We start from the raw sequence: 15,646 nt of genomic DNA on the forward strand, positions 1-15,646 counted from the left end.
ATTACTCGGCTTGCAGTTCCAGCAGCGCGTCACGAAGCTCGGCCGCACGCTCGAATTGCAAATTCTTCGCCGCTTCCTTCATCTCGGCCTCGAGGCGTTGGATCAGCTTCTGACGCTCTTTCTTCGACATCTTCTGTCCTTCGCCCACCAGGTAATCCGCCTTGCCCTCGGCGACCTTCGTCGCTTCGATGACATCGCGCACCTTCTTGCGGATCGTCTGCGGCGTGATGCCGTGCTCCTCGTTGTAAGCAACCTGGATGCTGCGACGGCGCTCGGTTTCCTTGATCGCCCGATCCATCGAATCGGTGATCTTGTCGCCGTACATGATAACCTTGCCTTCCGAGTTCCGGGCCGCCCGTCCGATCGTCTGGATGAGCGAGCGGTCGGAACGCAGGAAACCTTCCTTGTCCGCATCCAGAATCGCTACGAGGGAAACCTCCGGCAGGTCAAGACCCTCCCGTAGAAGGTTAATACCCACCAGCACGTGGAATGTACCAAGCCGCAGATCTCGCAGGATCTGCATCCGCTCCAGCGTTTTGATATCGGAGTGCATGTAACGGACCTTGATTCCGATTTCCTTCAGGTAATCGGTCAGATCCTCGGCCATTTTCTTCGTGAGCGTGGTCACGAGCACGCGCTCGTCCCGGTCCACGCGGTCATGGATCTCGCCGATCAAGTCATCGATCTGCCCTTCGGTCGGGCGCACGTCGATGATCGGATCGAGCAGGCCTGTCGGCCGGATGATCTGTTCGACCATCGTATCGCAGTGCTCCATCTCATATGGTCCCGGCGTGGCCGATACATAGATGATCTGGTTCACCTTCTCCTCGAATTCCTCGAACTTCAGCGGCCGGTTATCGAGCGCGGACGGCAAGCGGAAGCCATGATCGACCAGCACCGTTTTACGTGCCCGGTCACCGTTGTACATCGCGCGGATTTGCGGCAGCGTAACGTGCGACTCGTCAATAACGAACAGCATGTCGTCCGGGAAGTAATCGAGAAGCGTATATGGCGTAGCCCCAGGCTCCCTGAAGGTCAGGGGACCCGAATAGTTCTCGATCCCCGAGCAGAATCCGACTTCCTTCATCATCTCGATGTCGTAACGGGTGCGTTGCTCCAGCCGCTGAGCCTCCAGCAGCTTGCCTTCCGAGCGCAGCAGTTCAAGGCGCTCTTCCAGTTCGCGTTCGATATTCACGAGCGCTACCCGCATCGTCTCTTCGCGGGTGACGAAGTGAGACGCCGGGAAGATGGCGATATGCTCGCGTTCCCCAACCAGCTCGCCCGTCAAGACGTCGATCTCCGTGATCCGTTCGATCTCGTCGCCGAACAGCTCGACGCGGACGGCATGCTCTCCCTTCGAGGCCGGGAAGATCTCGACGACATCCCCGCGCACGCGGAACGTGCCGCGCACGAAGTTGATATCGTTCCGCTGGTATTGGATATCGACCAGCCGCGACAGAATCTCGTTGCGAGGCTTCTCCATACCCACCCGGAGCGAAAGCAGCATTTCTCCGTACTCGTGCGGCGAACCCAAACCGTATATGCAGGATACGCTCGCCACGATGATGACGTCGCGCCGTTCGAACAGCGAGCTCGTGGCGGAGTGGCGAAGCTTATCGATCTCTTCATTAATGCTGGAATCCTTCTCGATATACGTATCGGAGGAAGGAATGTAGGCTTCCGGTTGATAGTAATCGTAATAACTCACGAAATAATCCACCGAGTTGTTCGGGAAGAATTCCTTAAACTCGCTGGCCAGCTGCGCAGCCAGCGTCTTGTTATGCGCAATGACGAGTGTGGGACGGTTTACCTTGGCGATTGTCTGCGCGATCGTAAACGTCTTACCCGTTCCTGTTGCACCTAGCAGCGTCTGATGTTTTTTCCCTTGGCGGAGTCCTTCGACCAACGCATCAATAGCCGTGGGCTGATCGCCCTGCGGCTGGAATTCAGACTGGATCTCAAAGGATTTGGTACTGACAACTAAATCGCTCATTGCCCTTCATCACCCTCATACTCTAAAATGAAATTCATGCTAAAAGATATGTCGAAACTTCCCGATGATATACTATGGGAAATTAGTGGTGTCTGCGTAAGGAATAAGAATATTTGTTCCCGTCTCATTATACCCTTTACGTTTTTTTGATGCAAACAGTTTAGTGAAAATTTCAATAAGTTCCAGGGCAAATCTTTAAGTCCCCGGCTTCCACGACTTAGGGAGCCTTCAGTGTTCATGTCGAACTTGTGGCATACGAACCGATGATCTTAATTAACTTCCTTAAGGAGATGATACAGCGTTATGGATATTACGATTATTCTTGGCATTCTCGCCGGTCTGGCCGCGTTGATCGGAGGGTTTTTATGGGAAGGCGGGCATCTGAGCGGCCTGCTGCAAGGCGCGGCTGCGCTTATCGTATTCGGCGGGACCATCGCCGCCGTCATCGTCAGTTTCCCGGCCACCCGGCTCCGTACGATCCCCGCTGCGCTCAAGCTGGCCTTCGGCCGCAGCAACCGTTCGACGGACGAGCTGATTGATGCCATCGTCGATATGTCGGTAACGGCCAGAAGAGACGGGGTGCTGGCGCTCGAGCGCATCTCGGCCGAACACGAGGATCCGTTCCTGCGGGAAGGCATGCAGATGGTCGTGGACGGCAACGACCCGGAAATGGTGCGTCAAATCCTGGAGCTCGATATCAATGCCGCCGAGCAGAAGCACGAAGGCTATGCCAAAATTTTCGAGTCCGCCGGAGGCTATGCCCCTACCATGGGGATCATCGGTACCGTCATGGGATTGATCCACGTGCTGGGCAGCCTGCAGGACCCGACCGGTCTCGGCCCGTCCATCGCTGTCGCGTTTACCGCCACTTTATACGGCGTCGCAAGTGCCAATATTATCTTTTTGCCCATTGCGTCCAAGATTAAAGCACGTTCCGAAGAAGAAATTGTAAAAATGGAGCTGCTGCTCGAAGGAATCATGGCCGTTCAGAACGGAGAGCACCCGCTGTTGGTTCGCAAAAAGCTAGCCTCCTTCGCTTCCGCAGGCACCACGGACATTCCGTCCTCAAGGGGGATCGCGCATGAGACAGCCGAATAGACGGCGGCGTCAGCGCAAACAGGCCGAAGGCGAACAGCGCGACCGCTGGATGATCACTTATGCCGACCTGATTACGCTGCTTCTGATCTTTTTTGTAGTGATGTATGCCATGAGCCGGCTCGACTCGGAAAAATACAAGCTCGTCACCCAATCCCTGCAGGCCACCTTCCAGAGCGGGGACAGCATTCTGGAGATGGGCTCGGGGATTACCGGAACTGCCGATACCGAGAACCATAAAAATCCTCCGCCGAAGCCTGCTGCCGACGAGGAAGGCGAGGACAAGGATAACGGGCAGGAACCGCTGACCGAGCGCGAGCTTGCTTTCCGTGCCCAGGAGGAAGAGCTGGCGAACTTTATGGGGCTCATTCAGCAATACGTGAAGGATAACCAGCTCGAAGAGGACATCTTCATCTCGGATGAGCCGCAGGGGATTGCCATTACGTTAAGCGACCGCTTCCTGTTCGATGTCGGCAAGGCCGAGCTTAAACCTGGCGCCGCTCCGGTTCTGGGCAAATTAGCCAGCCTGTTCGGCGATTTAAACACCACGGTGAGCATCGAGGGGCATACGGACAACGTGCCGATCGGCCGCTACTCCAGCTATAAGGACAACTGGGAGCTCTCCGGCGCCCGAGCGATGTCGGTGCTGCGATTCTTCCTGGAGCACAGCAAGCTGGACCCGGGAGGCTTCCAGTATGCAGGCTATGCCGATACGAGGCCGGCCGCGGACAACGCGACCGCCGAAGGCAAGCAGAAGAACCGCCGGGTTGAAATCACGGTGTTACGGCAGCTGAAGGAGTAGGCAATTGCCGCTATGACCGGCCCATGTACTTCCATGCTTTGCGTTGAAGGAAATCGTAACACATCCGCATAAACCGAATAAGCGCCCGGCAGACTGAATCGGCATGGATTCAGATCTGACCGGGCGCTTTTGCATATATAAACAATGGTTGGATCACTAATAACAAACCTGGGCCTCACGATACGGCACCAGGATATGCAACCTCCGGTCGAAGCTTCAAGAGCTTTATTACGGAGGAACTCCTGGAGCGAATAATTTAAGCGCCGTGCCCAACCCCGCTCTCGCTCGGCCGCAGGACAGCGGAACCGACGGCCAGCAGAATGACCGCCATCAGGCCCAGCACGGCAAGCGGCAGTGCGATGTCGGATAACGTGCCGCCCGTAGCAGCGGTCTCCACCGCCTCAATGGCCCATTTTTGCGGGATGAAATTGGCGGTCTTCTGCATGAATTCCGGCATGATGGCAAGCGGCCAGAAGCACCCGCCCAGCATGCAGGTCGGCGTGACGATCATGGAATTGATCATGGCCGCATTTTGCCCGTTCCGGATCAGCCCCGCGACCGTGCTTGCCACGCCTAACGATACGAGCATAAAGGCCATCAGAATAAGGAAATGCAGCACGAACGGAACTCCGTAATCGTAACGAAGGACATACCGGCTGAGCACGAGCACGATGACCACCTGCAGCGAGCCGACCACCAGGCTGCCCAGAAAATTACCTAAAGCGATCTGATAGGCGCGTACCGGCGCCGTATACATGCGGGACAGCGTTCGCTGCCTGCGGTCATCAATCATCATCGACACCACGCTGGAGATAAGGGTCATCATGAACATCAGGGTAAATCCCGTTACGTTCGAGAGTCCCGGCTTCGCATATAGATTCAGATCCGTGACCTCGGTATCCACCCGATTCAGCGCGGATTGCTTGAGCACCTCTTGCAGCGCCAGCATACGATCCGCGTCCGGCTCCGAGGTTTCCCGGATCAAGGCGGCCGTACCGCTCAGGCGCGTAACCGCGGAGTCCGCCGTCATTCGGATCATTACCGAGGCCTCCGAGGTGGAGACTTCGTATATTTTAACCGCCGGCCGTTGGCCTTCTATTAATCCGTCGCTGAACCCCTGCGGAATATAAACGCCCACCGTGCTTTTATTCTCCACCAGGTCTTCCCTCAGCATATTCTCGGACCCGGACTCCTTGAGCACGTATTGGCCGCTTCGCTCCAGTTCATTCATCAAGTACCGCCCTGCAGGTCCCTCATCCTCGTTCACGTAAGTGACCAGAATGCTCGCGGCCGTGGTCTGCCCCATGAGAAACACCGTCAAGGTGACCACTACGCAAGGAACCAGCAGGTAAACGATCCAGCCTCTCTTTCGCCCGAGCGTCCGTCTCACCATATGCCAGGCAATGGTTAAGCTATGCATGGTATCCCACCTTCCTGTACGTAATCATGGCTGCAGCCGACAGGGCCGCGGTAATGGCCGCCAGCATGCCAACGCATGTGACAATCAAATGCACGTCGCTGTTCAGCATCATCCGCAGCATGCTCTGCATCGCCCAATGGTTGACGGTGAAGGCGCCGAGCTTCTGGAAGAACTCCACGGGCAGCGGCATAAACCCTCCGCTGACAAACGTCATGGCGATAATGATCGCCTGCATCAGCCCTCTGGCTCCAGCCGCCGTGGAGGAGACCAGGGTTATGAACGTGGCGATGGTCATGGACGATAACGTGATTAATACGCAGACCACGATGAGCAGCAAGGGGTGCGGTCCCCATTTAACGCCGTACAGCCACATGGATCCAAGGACGATGGCGGCTGCCTGTACCAGCGTAATCAGGCTGGATCCGATAATTTTTCCGGCAAACACGGTTCCGGGGTTAACGGGCGCGCTTTGCAAGCGATATAAGGTCCGGCTTTCCCGCTCGCCCAGCAGGCTGCTGCTGGCCATCAGACCGGAATACAGCAGGAACATGATCAGCATGGAGGCAGCGTAATATTGGGCTGCGGAGTACGTTGCTCCTTTCTCGCTCAGCTGCCCGATCGTAACGTTGGGTCCGTCCGACGCATCGACAGGCGCTGCCGCTTGAGCCGCAAGAACTTGGTCTCCGCCCATAACGACTACCTCCGCCTGTTTGTGATTCGCATCTGCGATAAAGGTCTTGAAGACAGTGTCTGCCACGAGGTTTAGATCACGGTCTCTTCCAGGTAGCAGCTCAAGCTTCACGTCCGCTCCCTGGCTCATTCGTTCATCAAAGGAAGCAGGAATCACCACCGCGTAATCGACCTCGCCCCGGCGCAGCTTTTCTTCGGCTTCTTCGCGGCTGGATACCACCTCAGGTTCCAGTAGGTCCTGAATCTCCGGCAAGCCGGTCAGCGTCTGCATGCTCCCCGGCAGCTGTCCTCCAGCCTCGGCATCCAACACCAATCCCACTCGGACCGACGGCTGTTTAAATTCCTGATCATTGCCAAACCAGCCCGAAAGCGCGTTTCCCAATATGAAAATAAGGATCAGCGGCAGCAAAAATTGGTTGATCAGCACCGATCGGCTGGTGGCCATCCGCTTCAGCTCGAACCAAGCGATAATCATCGTATTCATCTTCGGTATTCCTCCTTCATGGATTCCTCTGCTCGTATCCGTTATGATCAATCGCGAAGCGTTCGCCCGGTCAGGCTGAGAAACAGCGTTTCAAGCCCCGGCTCCTCGCACTGCAGGGAGCGAAGCGTCGTATGGTGTTTACTGCAAATGAATAAAATATCCTGCAGCTCATCCTGAGCTGACGGTACATAGACTTCGACCTCGTTATCATTCTGCGCCACGCGCCTAACGCGCGGGTGAATGGTCAGCTCCTCCACCAGATCCGGTGTGATCCCATCGGCAGTAAGAATGATTTTTTCCTCATGCGCCACGCGTGCCCGAAGCTCCTGCTGCGTCCCGCAGGCGATAACATGACCTTGATCCATGATGGCCACCCGGTCGCTGATCGCGGCAACTTCCTCCATGTAATGACTTGTATAAATAACGGTAGAACCCATGCGGTTCAACGTCTTCACCGATTCCAGGATATGATTCCGGGACTGCGGATCAATCCCCACCGTCGGCTCATCCATGATAATCAGCTTCGGACGATGCGTAATCGAGCATGCAATATTCAGTCTTCGTTTCATCCCCCCGGAGAAGGTGGACGGTCTTTCTTTTGCCCGATCCTGCAGCCCGACAAACGCCAGCGCCTCCTCCACCCGTTCCTTCAGCAGCTGGCCGCGCAGGCCGTACAATTTGGCGAAAAAAGCGACATTATCCCAAGCCGTCATCTCTTCGTACAGGGCCAGATCCTGGGGCACCAGCCCAATTCTCCGTTTCACTTCCAGCGGCTGCTCCTCGATGGAGATACCGTCTACTTTGATGATGCCCTGATCCTTCGCCAGAAGGCCGCAGATCATATTGATGGACGTGCTCTTGCCCGCTCCGTTCGGTCCCAATAATCCAAAAATCTCGCCTTCGTGCACTTCCAGGTTCATATGATCCACCGACAGCTTGCTACCATATCGTTTTACGACATCTTTCATCTCCAGAAAGACCGTCATAATCATCATCTCCATTTCCCTCATATCCATCTGTTGATTACATTCTATCTGGAATCGCCGGATTTTGAAGGTAGAGGAAGTCACCTTATAGGGTGACGAAAGTCATCTCCTTGCCGAAAACATCCATGTGCTATAATGTAGCCAATCGTTTGAACGGTTTGACTTCACAATGGAAAAGGGTTGGATCGCACGTGACATCTCCACTTGCCTATCTCAGGTACGGCCTCATTCTCCTGCCCGCCGCAGCGGACATCTTTTTGCAGCAGCTCGACGATTACGGGGAGTATATGGTGTATATCCTGCTTTTTCTGGCGATTGCGGTGCTGAGCCGCTTCCTGCCTTCGCCTGCTTACCGGAAAGCGGCCATACTGCTGGAAATCCCGTTGTCCCTATGGCTATGCCACCAATACGGCTTCATGATGGTGTTCCTGTCCATATCCTCCCTATGCGTCTATTTGCCCTTGTTCGAGCGGCCAGGCAGGCTGTGGCTGGCATTCGGTCACCTTGCGCTGCTCAACATCGCGATTACCGATTACGATGCGCTGCTGCATACGACAGCCAATCTGCTGTTTCTGTTCTTGGCGGTCACATTCCACCGCATCCATGAGATGAACCAGAAGGAATTGGATCACATACATTTATACGACGAGCTGAAAAGACTGCATTTCCAGCAGGACGAGGCAGGCAGGCAGCTGCTGCAGTTCGCCCATCAGGTGGAAAGCGCGGCCCAGGCCGAGGAGCGTAACCGCATCTCCCGCCAGCTGCATGACGATATCGGCCATCGGCTGATTCGCGTCAAAATGATGATGGAAGCCGCTCTTCATATCGTGCCGCAGGATGCCGCCCGGGGCATGGATATGCTCCATCAAATCCGCGACCAGCTGGGGGAGAGCATGGAGCAGATGCGGACCGCCGTGAAACAGATGAATCCGTCAAGGCGGATCACGGACGATTATTCCCTGGATCGGCTGCTGGAGGAGACCGGCAGGGAGACCGGAATCGAGACCGAGCTTGTGCTGCAGGGGATTCCTTATCCGCTTTATCCAAGCCAACAGGTGGTATTATATAAAAATGCCCGCGAAGCCATCACCAACGCCATACGCCACGGCGAGGCCAAGCAGGTCCAAATTTTTCTCCAGTACGGAGACGAGGAAGTTCGAATGGAGGTCTCCAACGATGGCACGGTCCAAGAGGAGGCGAACCCGATCGCTGCGGCAGACCGTCATGGCATCGGGATAAGCGGCATGCTCGAACGAACCAAGGTGGTGGGCGGAACGCTGGAGGTAAGAAAATCCGTGCCTTTTACCGTCATCACCCGGCTGCCTGTCTACCGGAAGCGCGAGATTATGTAACTGACATGACGGCAGCTCCCTAATTTATAGAAAGGATCGTGGCTATCCATGATATCCGTATTGATTGCAGACGATGACCCGTTCATTCGGGAAAGCTTGAAACTGTTGGTGGGAATGGATCCGGATATCGAAGTATCGGCTGTCGCGGAACACGGGGAGGAGGCTCTATCGTTATTGATGGACGGACTTCATGCAGACGTCGTGCTCATGGACATTCGGATGCCGGTATGCGACGGCGTGGAAGGAACCCGGCGCATTCGCGAGCGATACCCTGATGTACGGGTGCTGATGCTGACTACCTTCGATGACGATGATTACATCGTGGAGGCGCTGCGGAACGGGGCCAGCGGTTATCTGCTGAAGAACATTCCGCCCGATCGCATCATCCAGGGGATCAAAACGGTGCATGACGGTAACATGCTGATACATCCCGATATCGCCCGCAAGCTGACCGGCATGCTTCGTCCAACCTCGCAGCCAGTCCCGAGATCCGCTGAGCTGGAACAGTTCGGGCTCACCCCTGCCGAGAAAAAGGTCGTCGCCCTGATCGCGGAGGGCCTGTCCAACAAGGAAATTGCCGGGCAGCTTTACCTAAGCGAAGGCACCGTCAAAAACTACGTCACCGATATTCTGGGCAAGCTGAATCTTCGGGACCGGACGCAAATCGCTATCTTTTATTTAAAAAAGGTGCAGGGCTAGTCCCGCCTATTCATTACATACAGTGTGAAGCTAAAAAACGGGCCCTTGTCCATATTGGACAAAGGCCCGTTTGCCGTATCACGATGAAGGAAATCCGGCTTCTTCGGAACCGCCGGACGTTTTGCTGCCGGAAGTCGAAGCCCCCCGCTTGCTGCGAATATGAAGTTTATTCGCCAGCAGCGTGATCAAGCTTACCGGCTTCAACCCGACCGCGATGCCATCCCTAGGGTCGGGCGCTACGATAGCACCCAGCTGATGATGATCCCCCGCGTAAATCGCACGCTGCAGAAATTTGCTCTCCCCTTGATGGTTCTGAACCTCCAGCTTGCAGAAGGCCGGATTCTGGCGCAAGGCGCTGTGCAGCTGCTCCTTGCTGTGAATCAGCTTACCGTTCACCTTGAGGATCGTCTCCCCTGCCAAAATGCCGAGCTCGCTCGCCGGACTGTCCGGCAGCACGGCGAGAACGCGTAATCCGCGTACCGGATGTACAAACATCGGGCTGCGCTGCTGTTCTTCGTATCTGCTGTACCATACCAAGCCTTCATGCAGCAGCAGCGCCGCTAATGCAGCCGCGATGGTAAGCGGCGACCACCACTCGGCCAGCAGGCTCAACGCCAGCACAATCGCTCCATAGAATATGAGACGCTTCGACGTGATCCCTGCCTTCTCCTGCGGGAGCATGCTCTGCGTCATCTCTCCGAAGCCGATCACGACCGGAAGGGCCATCATGGTAAAGCCCGTACTCCAAGCATCGCCGCCAAAGAACGGTGTCCACGGCAGCATGCTGCCCCCGCCAACCGCCGGAACGAGCAGGAACAACGGCAGGGGCCAGAAGCTCTGCATATGATAGCCGCCGACAAGCTTGCCGCGCTTGCCCTCCAGAAACAGCGGGGTGGCAAATCCCGCCCCTTGTATCCTTACCAGCAAAGCTTCCGCAAAATGCAGGACGGCGGACAACGCCAGCAAGGCCGGAATGTCCAAACCAAGGATCGTTGCCGTTACCTGCTGAATCCAGCCTTCCGGCTGCCAATTCGGAAACCAGCCCAACACAAACTGAATGATCCCGAGCAGACCGATGGAATAGGCAAAGCATAAGTACCGGATATGAAACAGCATCAGGATCAGCGAAGTCACCCATATGCATATAATGGCTTCCAGACTTAATGATATCCCCAAGAAGGCCACCACGATGGACACGCCGATGCCTGCCGCCAGTCCCCCTAGAAACGTACGCCAGGTCTGCAATCCCCAGGAATGCAGCTTCACATGGAACAGCTTGCGCTCCACCAACACCTGCCTTCGGTAAAACAGCATGACAAACAAAATCGAAATATAATAAAAGGGCTGCGTCAGCAGTTGTATGCCTGCATCTATCCCATACATCAGCAGTTGTTTCAATGTCTCCAACGGCTTGCCACGCTCCTTTCGGTTCCAAGATGCTTCGAAGTTTACGCTTTCTGATATCTCCAAAGAAAAAAGAAGGCTAACGTTCAGCCTTCTTACTTGTTCGACGCCTTAGCGGCGATTTCCTTCCGAACCTCGGCAATTCCGCGATTCATTTGATTATCCTCTTTCGGATCCTGAATCTTCTCGATCAATGCCGCTTCCAATGCCTCGGCTGTAGCGCTGTTAATGATGCCGTCCGCTTTCAGCTTGTGCTTGCTCTGGAAGCTCTTGACCGCCTTCTCCGTATTCCGGTCGAAGTAACCATCCGTGCGTCCTGCCGCGTAACCAACCGCTTCAAGCATAATCTGCGCGTTCTTCACATCCGTGCTGTTCGTGTCGTACGCATAAGTTTTCTTCTTATCGATCGGCGCAACGGTAAAGTATTCAGGCTGCGACACCTTAATATCCGGCTCGATTCCCTTCTCATGGATCCAGGTACCGTTTGGCGTCAGCCATTTGGCAATGGTTACCTTGAGCAGGCTTCCGTCGCCAAACTGCTTGTCAAAGCTCGTTTGCACGGTCCCTTTTCCGAAGGAGTGCTCGCCCATCAGGGTAGCTCCGGCGGACTGCTGCAATGCGCCTGCCAAAATCTCGGAAGCGCTGGCGCTGCCCTTGTTCATCAGCACCGTAATCGGGTACGATTTCGCCACGCCATTGGAAGGATGCTTCTCCCGCTTCTTATCCTTGTCTTCGACCTGAACGATCAGCTCGCCTTTAGGCACGAACTGCTCTGCGATGTCAATGACAACGGACAGCACGCCGCCGGGATTGTTCCGGACGTCGATCAGCAGTCCCTTCATGCCTTGGCTTTCCAGCTTCTTGAGCTCTTCCTTAAAGCGTTCGCCCGTATTCAGCGAGAATTGGGAAATCTCGATCACGCCGATTCCGCCCTTCTCCATCCGTGCCGACACGGTTTCCAGATCGACGTCATCCCGAACGATAACATACTCGATCGGCTGCTCGGATCCTGCCCGCTTGATCTGAAGGACGGCCTTGGAGCCCTTCGGACCGCGAATCTTGTTAACGGCCGCATTCAGCTCAAGGCCCTGCAAGGATTCGCCATTGACGGATAGGATGGTATCCTTGGCCCGAATGCCGGCTTTATCCGCAGGCGATCCCTTGATCGGGGATACAACGACGACGCTGCCCTCTACGGAGGACACTTCCGCGCCAATCCCCGTGAAGGAGCCCTCAATGCTTTCTTCAAACTGGGCCGCCGTTTCTTTGCCCATATAGTTGGAATACGGATCTTCCAGCGCTTCCATCATCCCGTTGATCGCGCCGTCGATCAGCTTCGACCGATCGATATCCTTGTAATAATTGCTTTCGATGAGGTCAATCGCTGTCCCCAGTTTCTTCGCTTCAGACTGCTCCAGTCCATTCCTGTTCGCGATGCTGGCCAGCAATCCCTCGCCGCCGTCTCCGGTCTGACTTGGAGCAGGCAGCTGGGTCAAAGCCATCGTTAACAGTCCGCCGCACAGCATGGCAGCGATGACCAGAAAGACAGCCGTTCGTTTTTTCAGCAAGTACTTCACCGCCTTTGTACGTTTCAACTGCTACACACAGGGGAATCCCGTCCACCTAGTATATGATTGGCTTGCCGGGAATATTTATACAGCGGTATTGAAGGTTATATGGTTTGCGTCATCATTTCTGTTACAGATAAGGCGAAGGATTCACCGGCGATCCGTTGACCCGAACCTCAAAATGAAGATGCGGTCCCGTGCTCTGACCCGTGGAGCCTACTTCGGCAATCTTCTGCCCTCTGGACACCTTGTCGCCTTCGCTGACTTTAATGCCGCCGTTGCGGATATGCCCATACAAGGTCCATACGCCGCCCCCATGATCAACAATAACACAGTTTCCGTAACCGCTCCACCACTCGGCCAAGATGACGGTGCCGCTCTCGGCTGCCCGGATCTCGGTCCCTTGCGGAACCGCGAAGTCCTGACCCGTGTGCATCTTGCCAACCTCGCCCGTTACCGGATGGACGCGCGGTCCGTAACCGGAGGAGAGTCTGGCTCCGGAGACCGGTATCGCAAACGGTCCGCCGTTGCCGGTATACCCGCCGCCGCCTTTGCTGCCGCCAAGGGTTGTCGCCTTCGCTCTCTTCGCCGCAGCCGCTTTGGCAGCCGCCGCTTTACGAGCCGCTTCTTCGGCGGCAAGCTTATTCTTTTCCTTCTGCAGGTCCGAACGCTTGCTTGCCAGGGCAACCAGCATTTTATCCTGTTCTTCGGTCAAGATGTCCGCATCCTCGATATCCTGATCGTACTGGGCCAGCAGAACGCGCTTCTCCTGTTCCTTCTCGTTCAGGATGCTCTTGCGGTCCTCCATCTGGCCGTACAGATCCTTGGCGGTTGCGTACTGCCCTTCTAGTTCTTTCTTCTTGTCGATAACCAGCAGCTTGTCCTGCTTATGCTGCACCAGCAAATCCTGGTCCTGATCGACGATGGTCTTCAAGGAATCGGCACGCTCAATAAAATCGCTGAAGCTGGTTGCGGAGAGCAGCACATCCAGATACGATACTTGCCCATCCATATAGATGAGGCGAATCCGGGATTCCAGCAGCTTCTCGCGGGAGGCGATGCGCTCCTCCGCCGCTTCAAGCTCCTTGGTCGTTGTTCTCAGCAAATCCTCCGTCTCCTCGATCTTGACGGAAATCTTCGTCAATTCATTGCTGACGATGCTGATTTGCTCCATTACGTATTTCAGGTTCTTCGTCGTTTTATTCTTATAATGCTGGGCTTCTTGTTTATCATCCGCAGCCTTGCTTTTCTGCGCCCGCGCTTTCTTGACCTGCTCCTGAAGCACCCTCAGCTCTTTGTCTACATCGGCTGAAGTCTTCTTCTCGGCTTGTCCGACGGTCGGTTGGATCATAACAGTGGCCAGTAATAAGGCTGCTACTCCTGCGGCGATTTTCTTCAAGTTTCGCTCCCCATCCTTTACCTTGTTTTATACTTTCAAAAATTTACGTATCGACATGGTGCTTCCCCAAATGCCAATGACGATGCCAAGGGCCACGATGATGGTCCCGAGCAGCAGCCACAGATCTCCCAATGGAATCAGGCTCTGCGCCAGCGTCAAATCCGTCTGCGACGCGGCGTACAGGCGATTGTAGCCTATAAACAGCAGCGTAACCGTAATGATCGAGCCCAGGAGGCCGATCATGGCTCCTTCCACGAAGAACGGCCAGCGGATGAAGTTGTTGGTCGCGCCAACAAGCTTCATGATGCCGATCTCGCGGCGACGGGCCAAAATCGTTACCCGAATGGTGTTCGAAATCAGAAACATGGACATCAAGCCGAGTCCCGCTACGAAAATAAAGCCGATATTCCGCACCGTTTTCGTAATCTTGAACAAGGTTTCTACCGTGCCCTCCCCGTATTTGACCCGCAGGATCGGCTCTTCCGCATACTTCTCGTTCAGAGCGGTAATCTTGTCGGCAACGAACCCGACCGTGGTCGGTTCGATAACGGAAACCTCGAATGCGTCCGGAAGCGGATTCTGGTCCTCTTCGCTGAAGCCTTCCACCCATTCGGAGCCGAGGCTTTCCTCAAGCTCCTTCATGCCCTCTTCCTTGGACACGAATTTGATGGCGTTGACTTCCGGCATGGCCTCGATCTCGCCTTTGATGGTTTCGCGCAGCTTCTCGTCCACATTGAGATTCAAGTACGTATTGATTTGCACGTTGCTATCTGCTTTATCGGCTAATGCGTTCACATTCATGACTAACAGCATGAAAACGCCCAGTATAAATAATGACACCACGATGGACGTAATCGATGCGACCGACATCCACCCATTCCGGAAAACGCTCTTCGCCCCTTCCCGCAAGTGCCGCAAGAAGGTTCTAAAATTCATACCCGTACTCTCCTCTCTGCTGGTCGCGGACGATCTGTCCGTGCTCAATCGCAAGTACGCGCTTACGCATCGTGTTCACGATATCCCTGTTGTGGGTAGCCATCACGATGGTGGTTCCCCTGAAATTGATTTCGTCCAGCAGCTGCATGATGCCCCAGGAGGTTTCCGGGTCCAGGTTGCCCGTAGGCTCGTCCGCAATAATGACGGACGGGTTGTTCACGATCGCCCTGGCGATTGCGATCCGCTGCTGCTCCCCGCCGGAGAGCTGGGAAGGCTCGCGGTTCGCCTTGGCTTTCAGGCCCACCAGATCCAGCACCTCCATAACCCGTCTCTTGATGAGACGCTGCGGCGCTTCGATAACCTCCATGGCAAAAGCTACATTTTCGTAAGCAGTCAGCTTGGGCAGCAGACGATAGTCCTGAAAAATAACCCCGATATTTCGGCGAACATAGGGGATTTTGCGCTGCTTCAGCTTCCCGATATTAAATCCGTTAACGGAAATTTGGCCTTTGGTCGGCACTTCTTCTCTATAGATAAGTTTCATGAATGTCGATTTGCCGGCACCCGACGGTCCGACAACATAGACGAATTCATTGCGGTTAATGGTAACGGAAACTCCTTGAAGCGCATGGGCGCCGCTTGGATAAGTCTTCCATACGTCCTGCATTTCGATCACTTCATCACTTCCCAATCCATAATTAGCCATTATACTTTCGACAGTTTCCATCGAATTCCTTTAAAATCCAAGAAAAATCCTCACGACATCGTCTATTGTAACAAATTTGTTACCTTTTGAGTACCCGAAAGTTTGAGCCCAC

At 55.0% G+C, this 15,646-nt stretch carries 13 protein-coding genes; 4 read left to right on the forward strand and 9 right to left on the reverse strand.

Translation table 11 applies throughout. From position 1 onward, the window contains the following. Position 1 precedes the first annotated feature (1 nt). Complete coding sequence (gene uvrB / locus RB297_RS21945; protein WP_009594250.1) at positions 2-1,993, reverse strand: excinuclease ABC subunit UvrB; 1,992 nt, start codon at positions 1,991-1,993, stop codon at positions 2-4. Positions 1,994-2,296: 303 nt separating this feature from the next. Here uvrB and RB297_RS21950 point away from each other — a divergent pair, with 303 nt between their 5' ends. Together RB297_RS21950 and RB297_RS21955 are read left to right on the forward strand one after the other, a co-directional pair. Next, on the forward strand, positions 2,297-3,091 hold the full coding sequence (locus RB297_RS21950) for a flagellar motor protein (protein ID WP_090909949.1): 795 nt from the start codon (positions 2,297-2,299) through the stop codon (positions 3,089-3,091). Then, entirely contained in the window at positions 3,075-3,890 is an 816-nt protein-coding gene (locus RB297_RS21955) for a flagellar motor protein MotB (protein WP_375121442.1), read from the forward strand. Before RB297_RS21950 ends, RB297_RS21955 begins: the two co-directional genes overlap by 17 nt. Positions 3,891-4,146: 256 nt before the next feature. On the opposite strand, the gene RB297_RS21960 is transcribed toward RB297_RS21955, so the two are convergent. Genes RB297_RS21960 through RB297_RS21970 form a run of 3 tightly spaced genes read right to left on the reverse strand, consistent with a single transcriptional unit; the run spans position 4,147 to position 7,479 of the window. After that, a complete protein-coding gene (locus tag RB297_RS21960) occupies positions 4,147-5,310 on the reverse strand; it encodes an ABC transporter permease (RefSeq protein ID WP_375121443.1) in 1,164 nt (387 codons plus the stop codon). Beyond that, a complete protein-coding gene (locus RB297_RS21965; protein WP_375121444.1) occupies positions 5,303-6,484 on the reverse strand; it encodes an ABC transporter permease in 1,182 nt (393 codons plus the stop codon). The genes RB297_RS21960 and RB297_RS21965 overlap by 8 nt, the downstream gene beginning before the upstream one ends. 47 nt (positions 6,485-6,531) lie before the next feature. Further along, complete coding sequence (locus RB297_RS21970; protein WP_192570436.1) at positions 6,532-7,479, reverse strand: ABC transporter ATP-binding protein; 948 nt, start codon at positions 7,477-7,479, stop codon at positions 6,532-6,534. Between the two features lie 182 nt (positions 7,480-7,661). Between RB297_RS21970 and RB297_RS21975 the strand changes: the two genes are divergently transcribed. Continuing rightward, on the forward strand, positions 7,662-8,822 hold the full coding sequence (locus tag RB297_RS21975) for a sensor histidine kinase (protein WP_375121445.1): 1,161 nt from the start codon (positions 7,662-7,664) through the stop codon (positions 8,820-8,822). 48 nt (positions 8,823-8,870) lie between these two features. After that, on the forward strand, positions 8,871-9,521 hold the full coding sequence (locus RB297_RS21980) for a response regulator (RefSeq protein ID WP_375121446.1): 651 nt from the start codon (positions 8,871-8,873) through the stop codon (positions 9,519-9,521). Between the two features lie 78 nt (positions 9,522-9,599). On the opposite strand, the gene RB297_RS21985 is transcribed toward RB297_RS21980, so the two are convergent. The 5 genes from RB297_RS21985 to ftsE form a co-directional block, all read right to left on the reverse strand. Further along, complete coding sequence (locus tag RB297_RS21985; protein WP_375121447.1) at positions 9,600-10,928, reverse strand: PDZ domain-containing protein; 1,329 nt, start codon at positions 10,926-10,928, stop codon at positions 9,600-9,602. A gap of 92 nt (positions 10,929-11,020) precedes the next feature. Continuing rightward, positions 11,021-12,493, reverse strand: a complete 1,473-nt coding sequence (locus RB297_RS21990; RefSeq protein WP_375121448.1) for a S41 family peptidase — start codon at positions 12,491-12,493, stop codon at positions 11,021-11,023. A gap of 130 nt (positions 12,494-12,623) precedes the next feature. After that, positions 12,624-13,892 (reverse strand): murein hydrolase activator EnvC family protein, encoded by a 1,269-nt coding sequence (locus RB297_RS21995; protein ID WP_192570432.1) that lies wholly within the window; start codon positions 13,890-13,892, stop codon positions 12,624-12,626. 27 nt (positions 13,893-13,919) lie between these two features. Then, positions 13,920-14,828, reverse strand: coding sequence for a permease-like cell division protein FtsX (gene ftsX, locus RB297_RS22000; protein WP_375121449.1), 909 nt, complete (start codon positions 14,826-14,828; stop codon positions 13,920-13,922). Next, the gene (gene ftsE, locus RB297_RS22005; protein WP_015737694.1) at positions 14,818-15,504 is read right to left on the reverse strand and encodes a cell division ATP-binding protein FtsE; all 687 of its coding nucleotides are present in this window, start codon (positions 15,502-15,504) and stop codon (positions 14,818-14,820) included. The genes ftsX and ftsE overlap by 11 nt, the downstream gene beginning before the upstream one ends. Positions 15,505-15,646: the final 142 nt, after the last annotated feature.

The sequence above is a fragment of the Paenibacillus sp. CR_12 genome (genome assembly GCF_041953985.1).
Classification (GTDB): Bacteria; Bacillota; Bacilli; order Paenibacillales; family Paenibacillaceae; genus Paenibacillus_AQ; species Paenibacillus_AQ lautus_A.

Coding starts and splice junctions, on each gene's coding strand:
- RB297_RS21980 (WP_375121446.1), top strand. CDS start 8,871: ATGATATCCGTATTGATTGCAGACGATGACCCGTTCATTCGGGAAAGC.
- ftsX (WP_375121449.1), bottom strand. CDS start 14,828: ATGAATTTTAGAACCTTCTTGCGGCACTTGCGGGAAGGGGCGAAGAGC.
- RB297_RS21950 (WP_090909949.1), top strand. CDS start 2,297: ATGGATATTACGATTATTCTTGGCATTCTCGCCGGTCTGGCCGCGTTG.
- uvrB (WP_009594250.1), bottom strand. CDS start 1,993: ATGAGCGATTTAGTTGTCAGTACCAAATCCTTTGAGATCCAGTCTGAA.
- RB297_RS21970 (WP_192570436.1), bottom strand. CDS start 7,479: ATGATGATTATGACGGTCTTTCTGGAGATGAAAGATGTCGTAAAACGA.
- RB297_RS21965 (WP_375121444.1), bottom strand. CDS start 6,484: ATGAATACGATGATTATCGCTTGGTTCGAGCTGAAGCGGATGGCCACC.
- RB297_RS21960 (WP_375121443.1), bottom strand. CDS start 5,310: ATGCATAGCTTAACCATTGCCTGGCATATGGTGAGACGGACGCTCGGG.
- RB297_RS21955 (WP_375121442.1), top strand. CDS start 3,075: ATGAGACAGCCGAATAGACGGCGGCGTCAGCGCAAACAGGCCGAAGGC.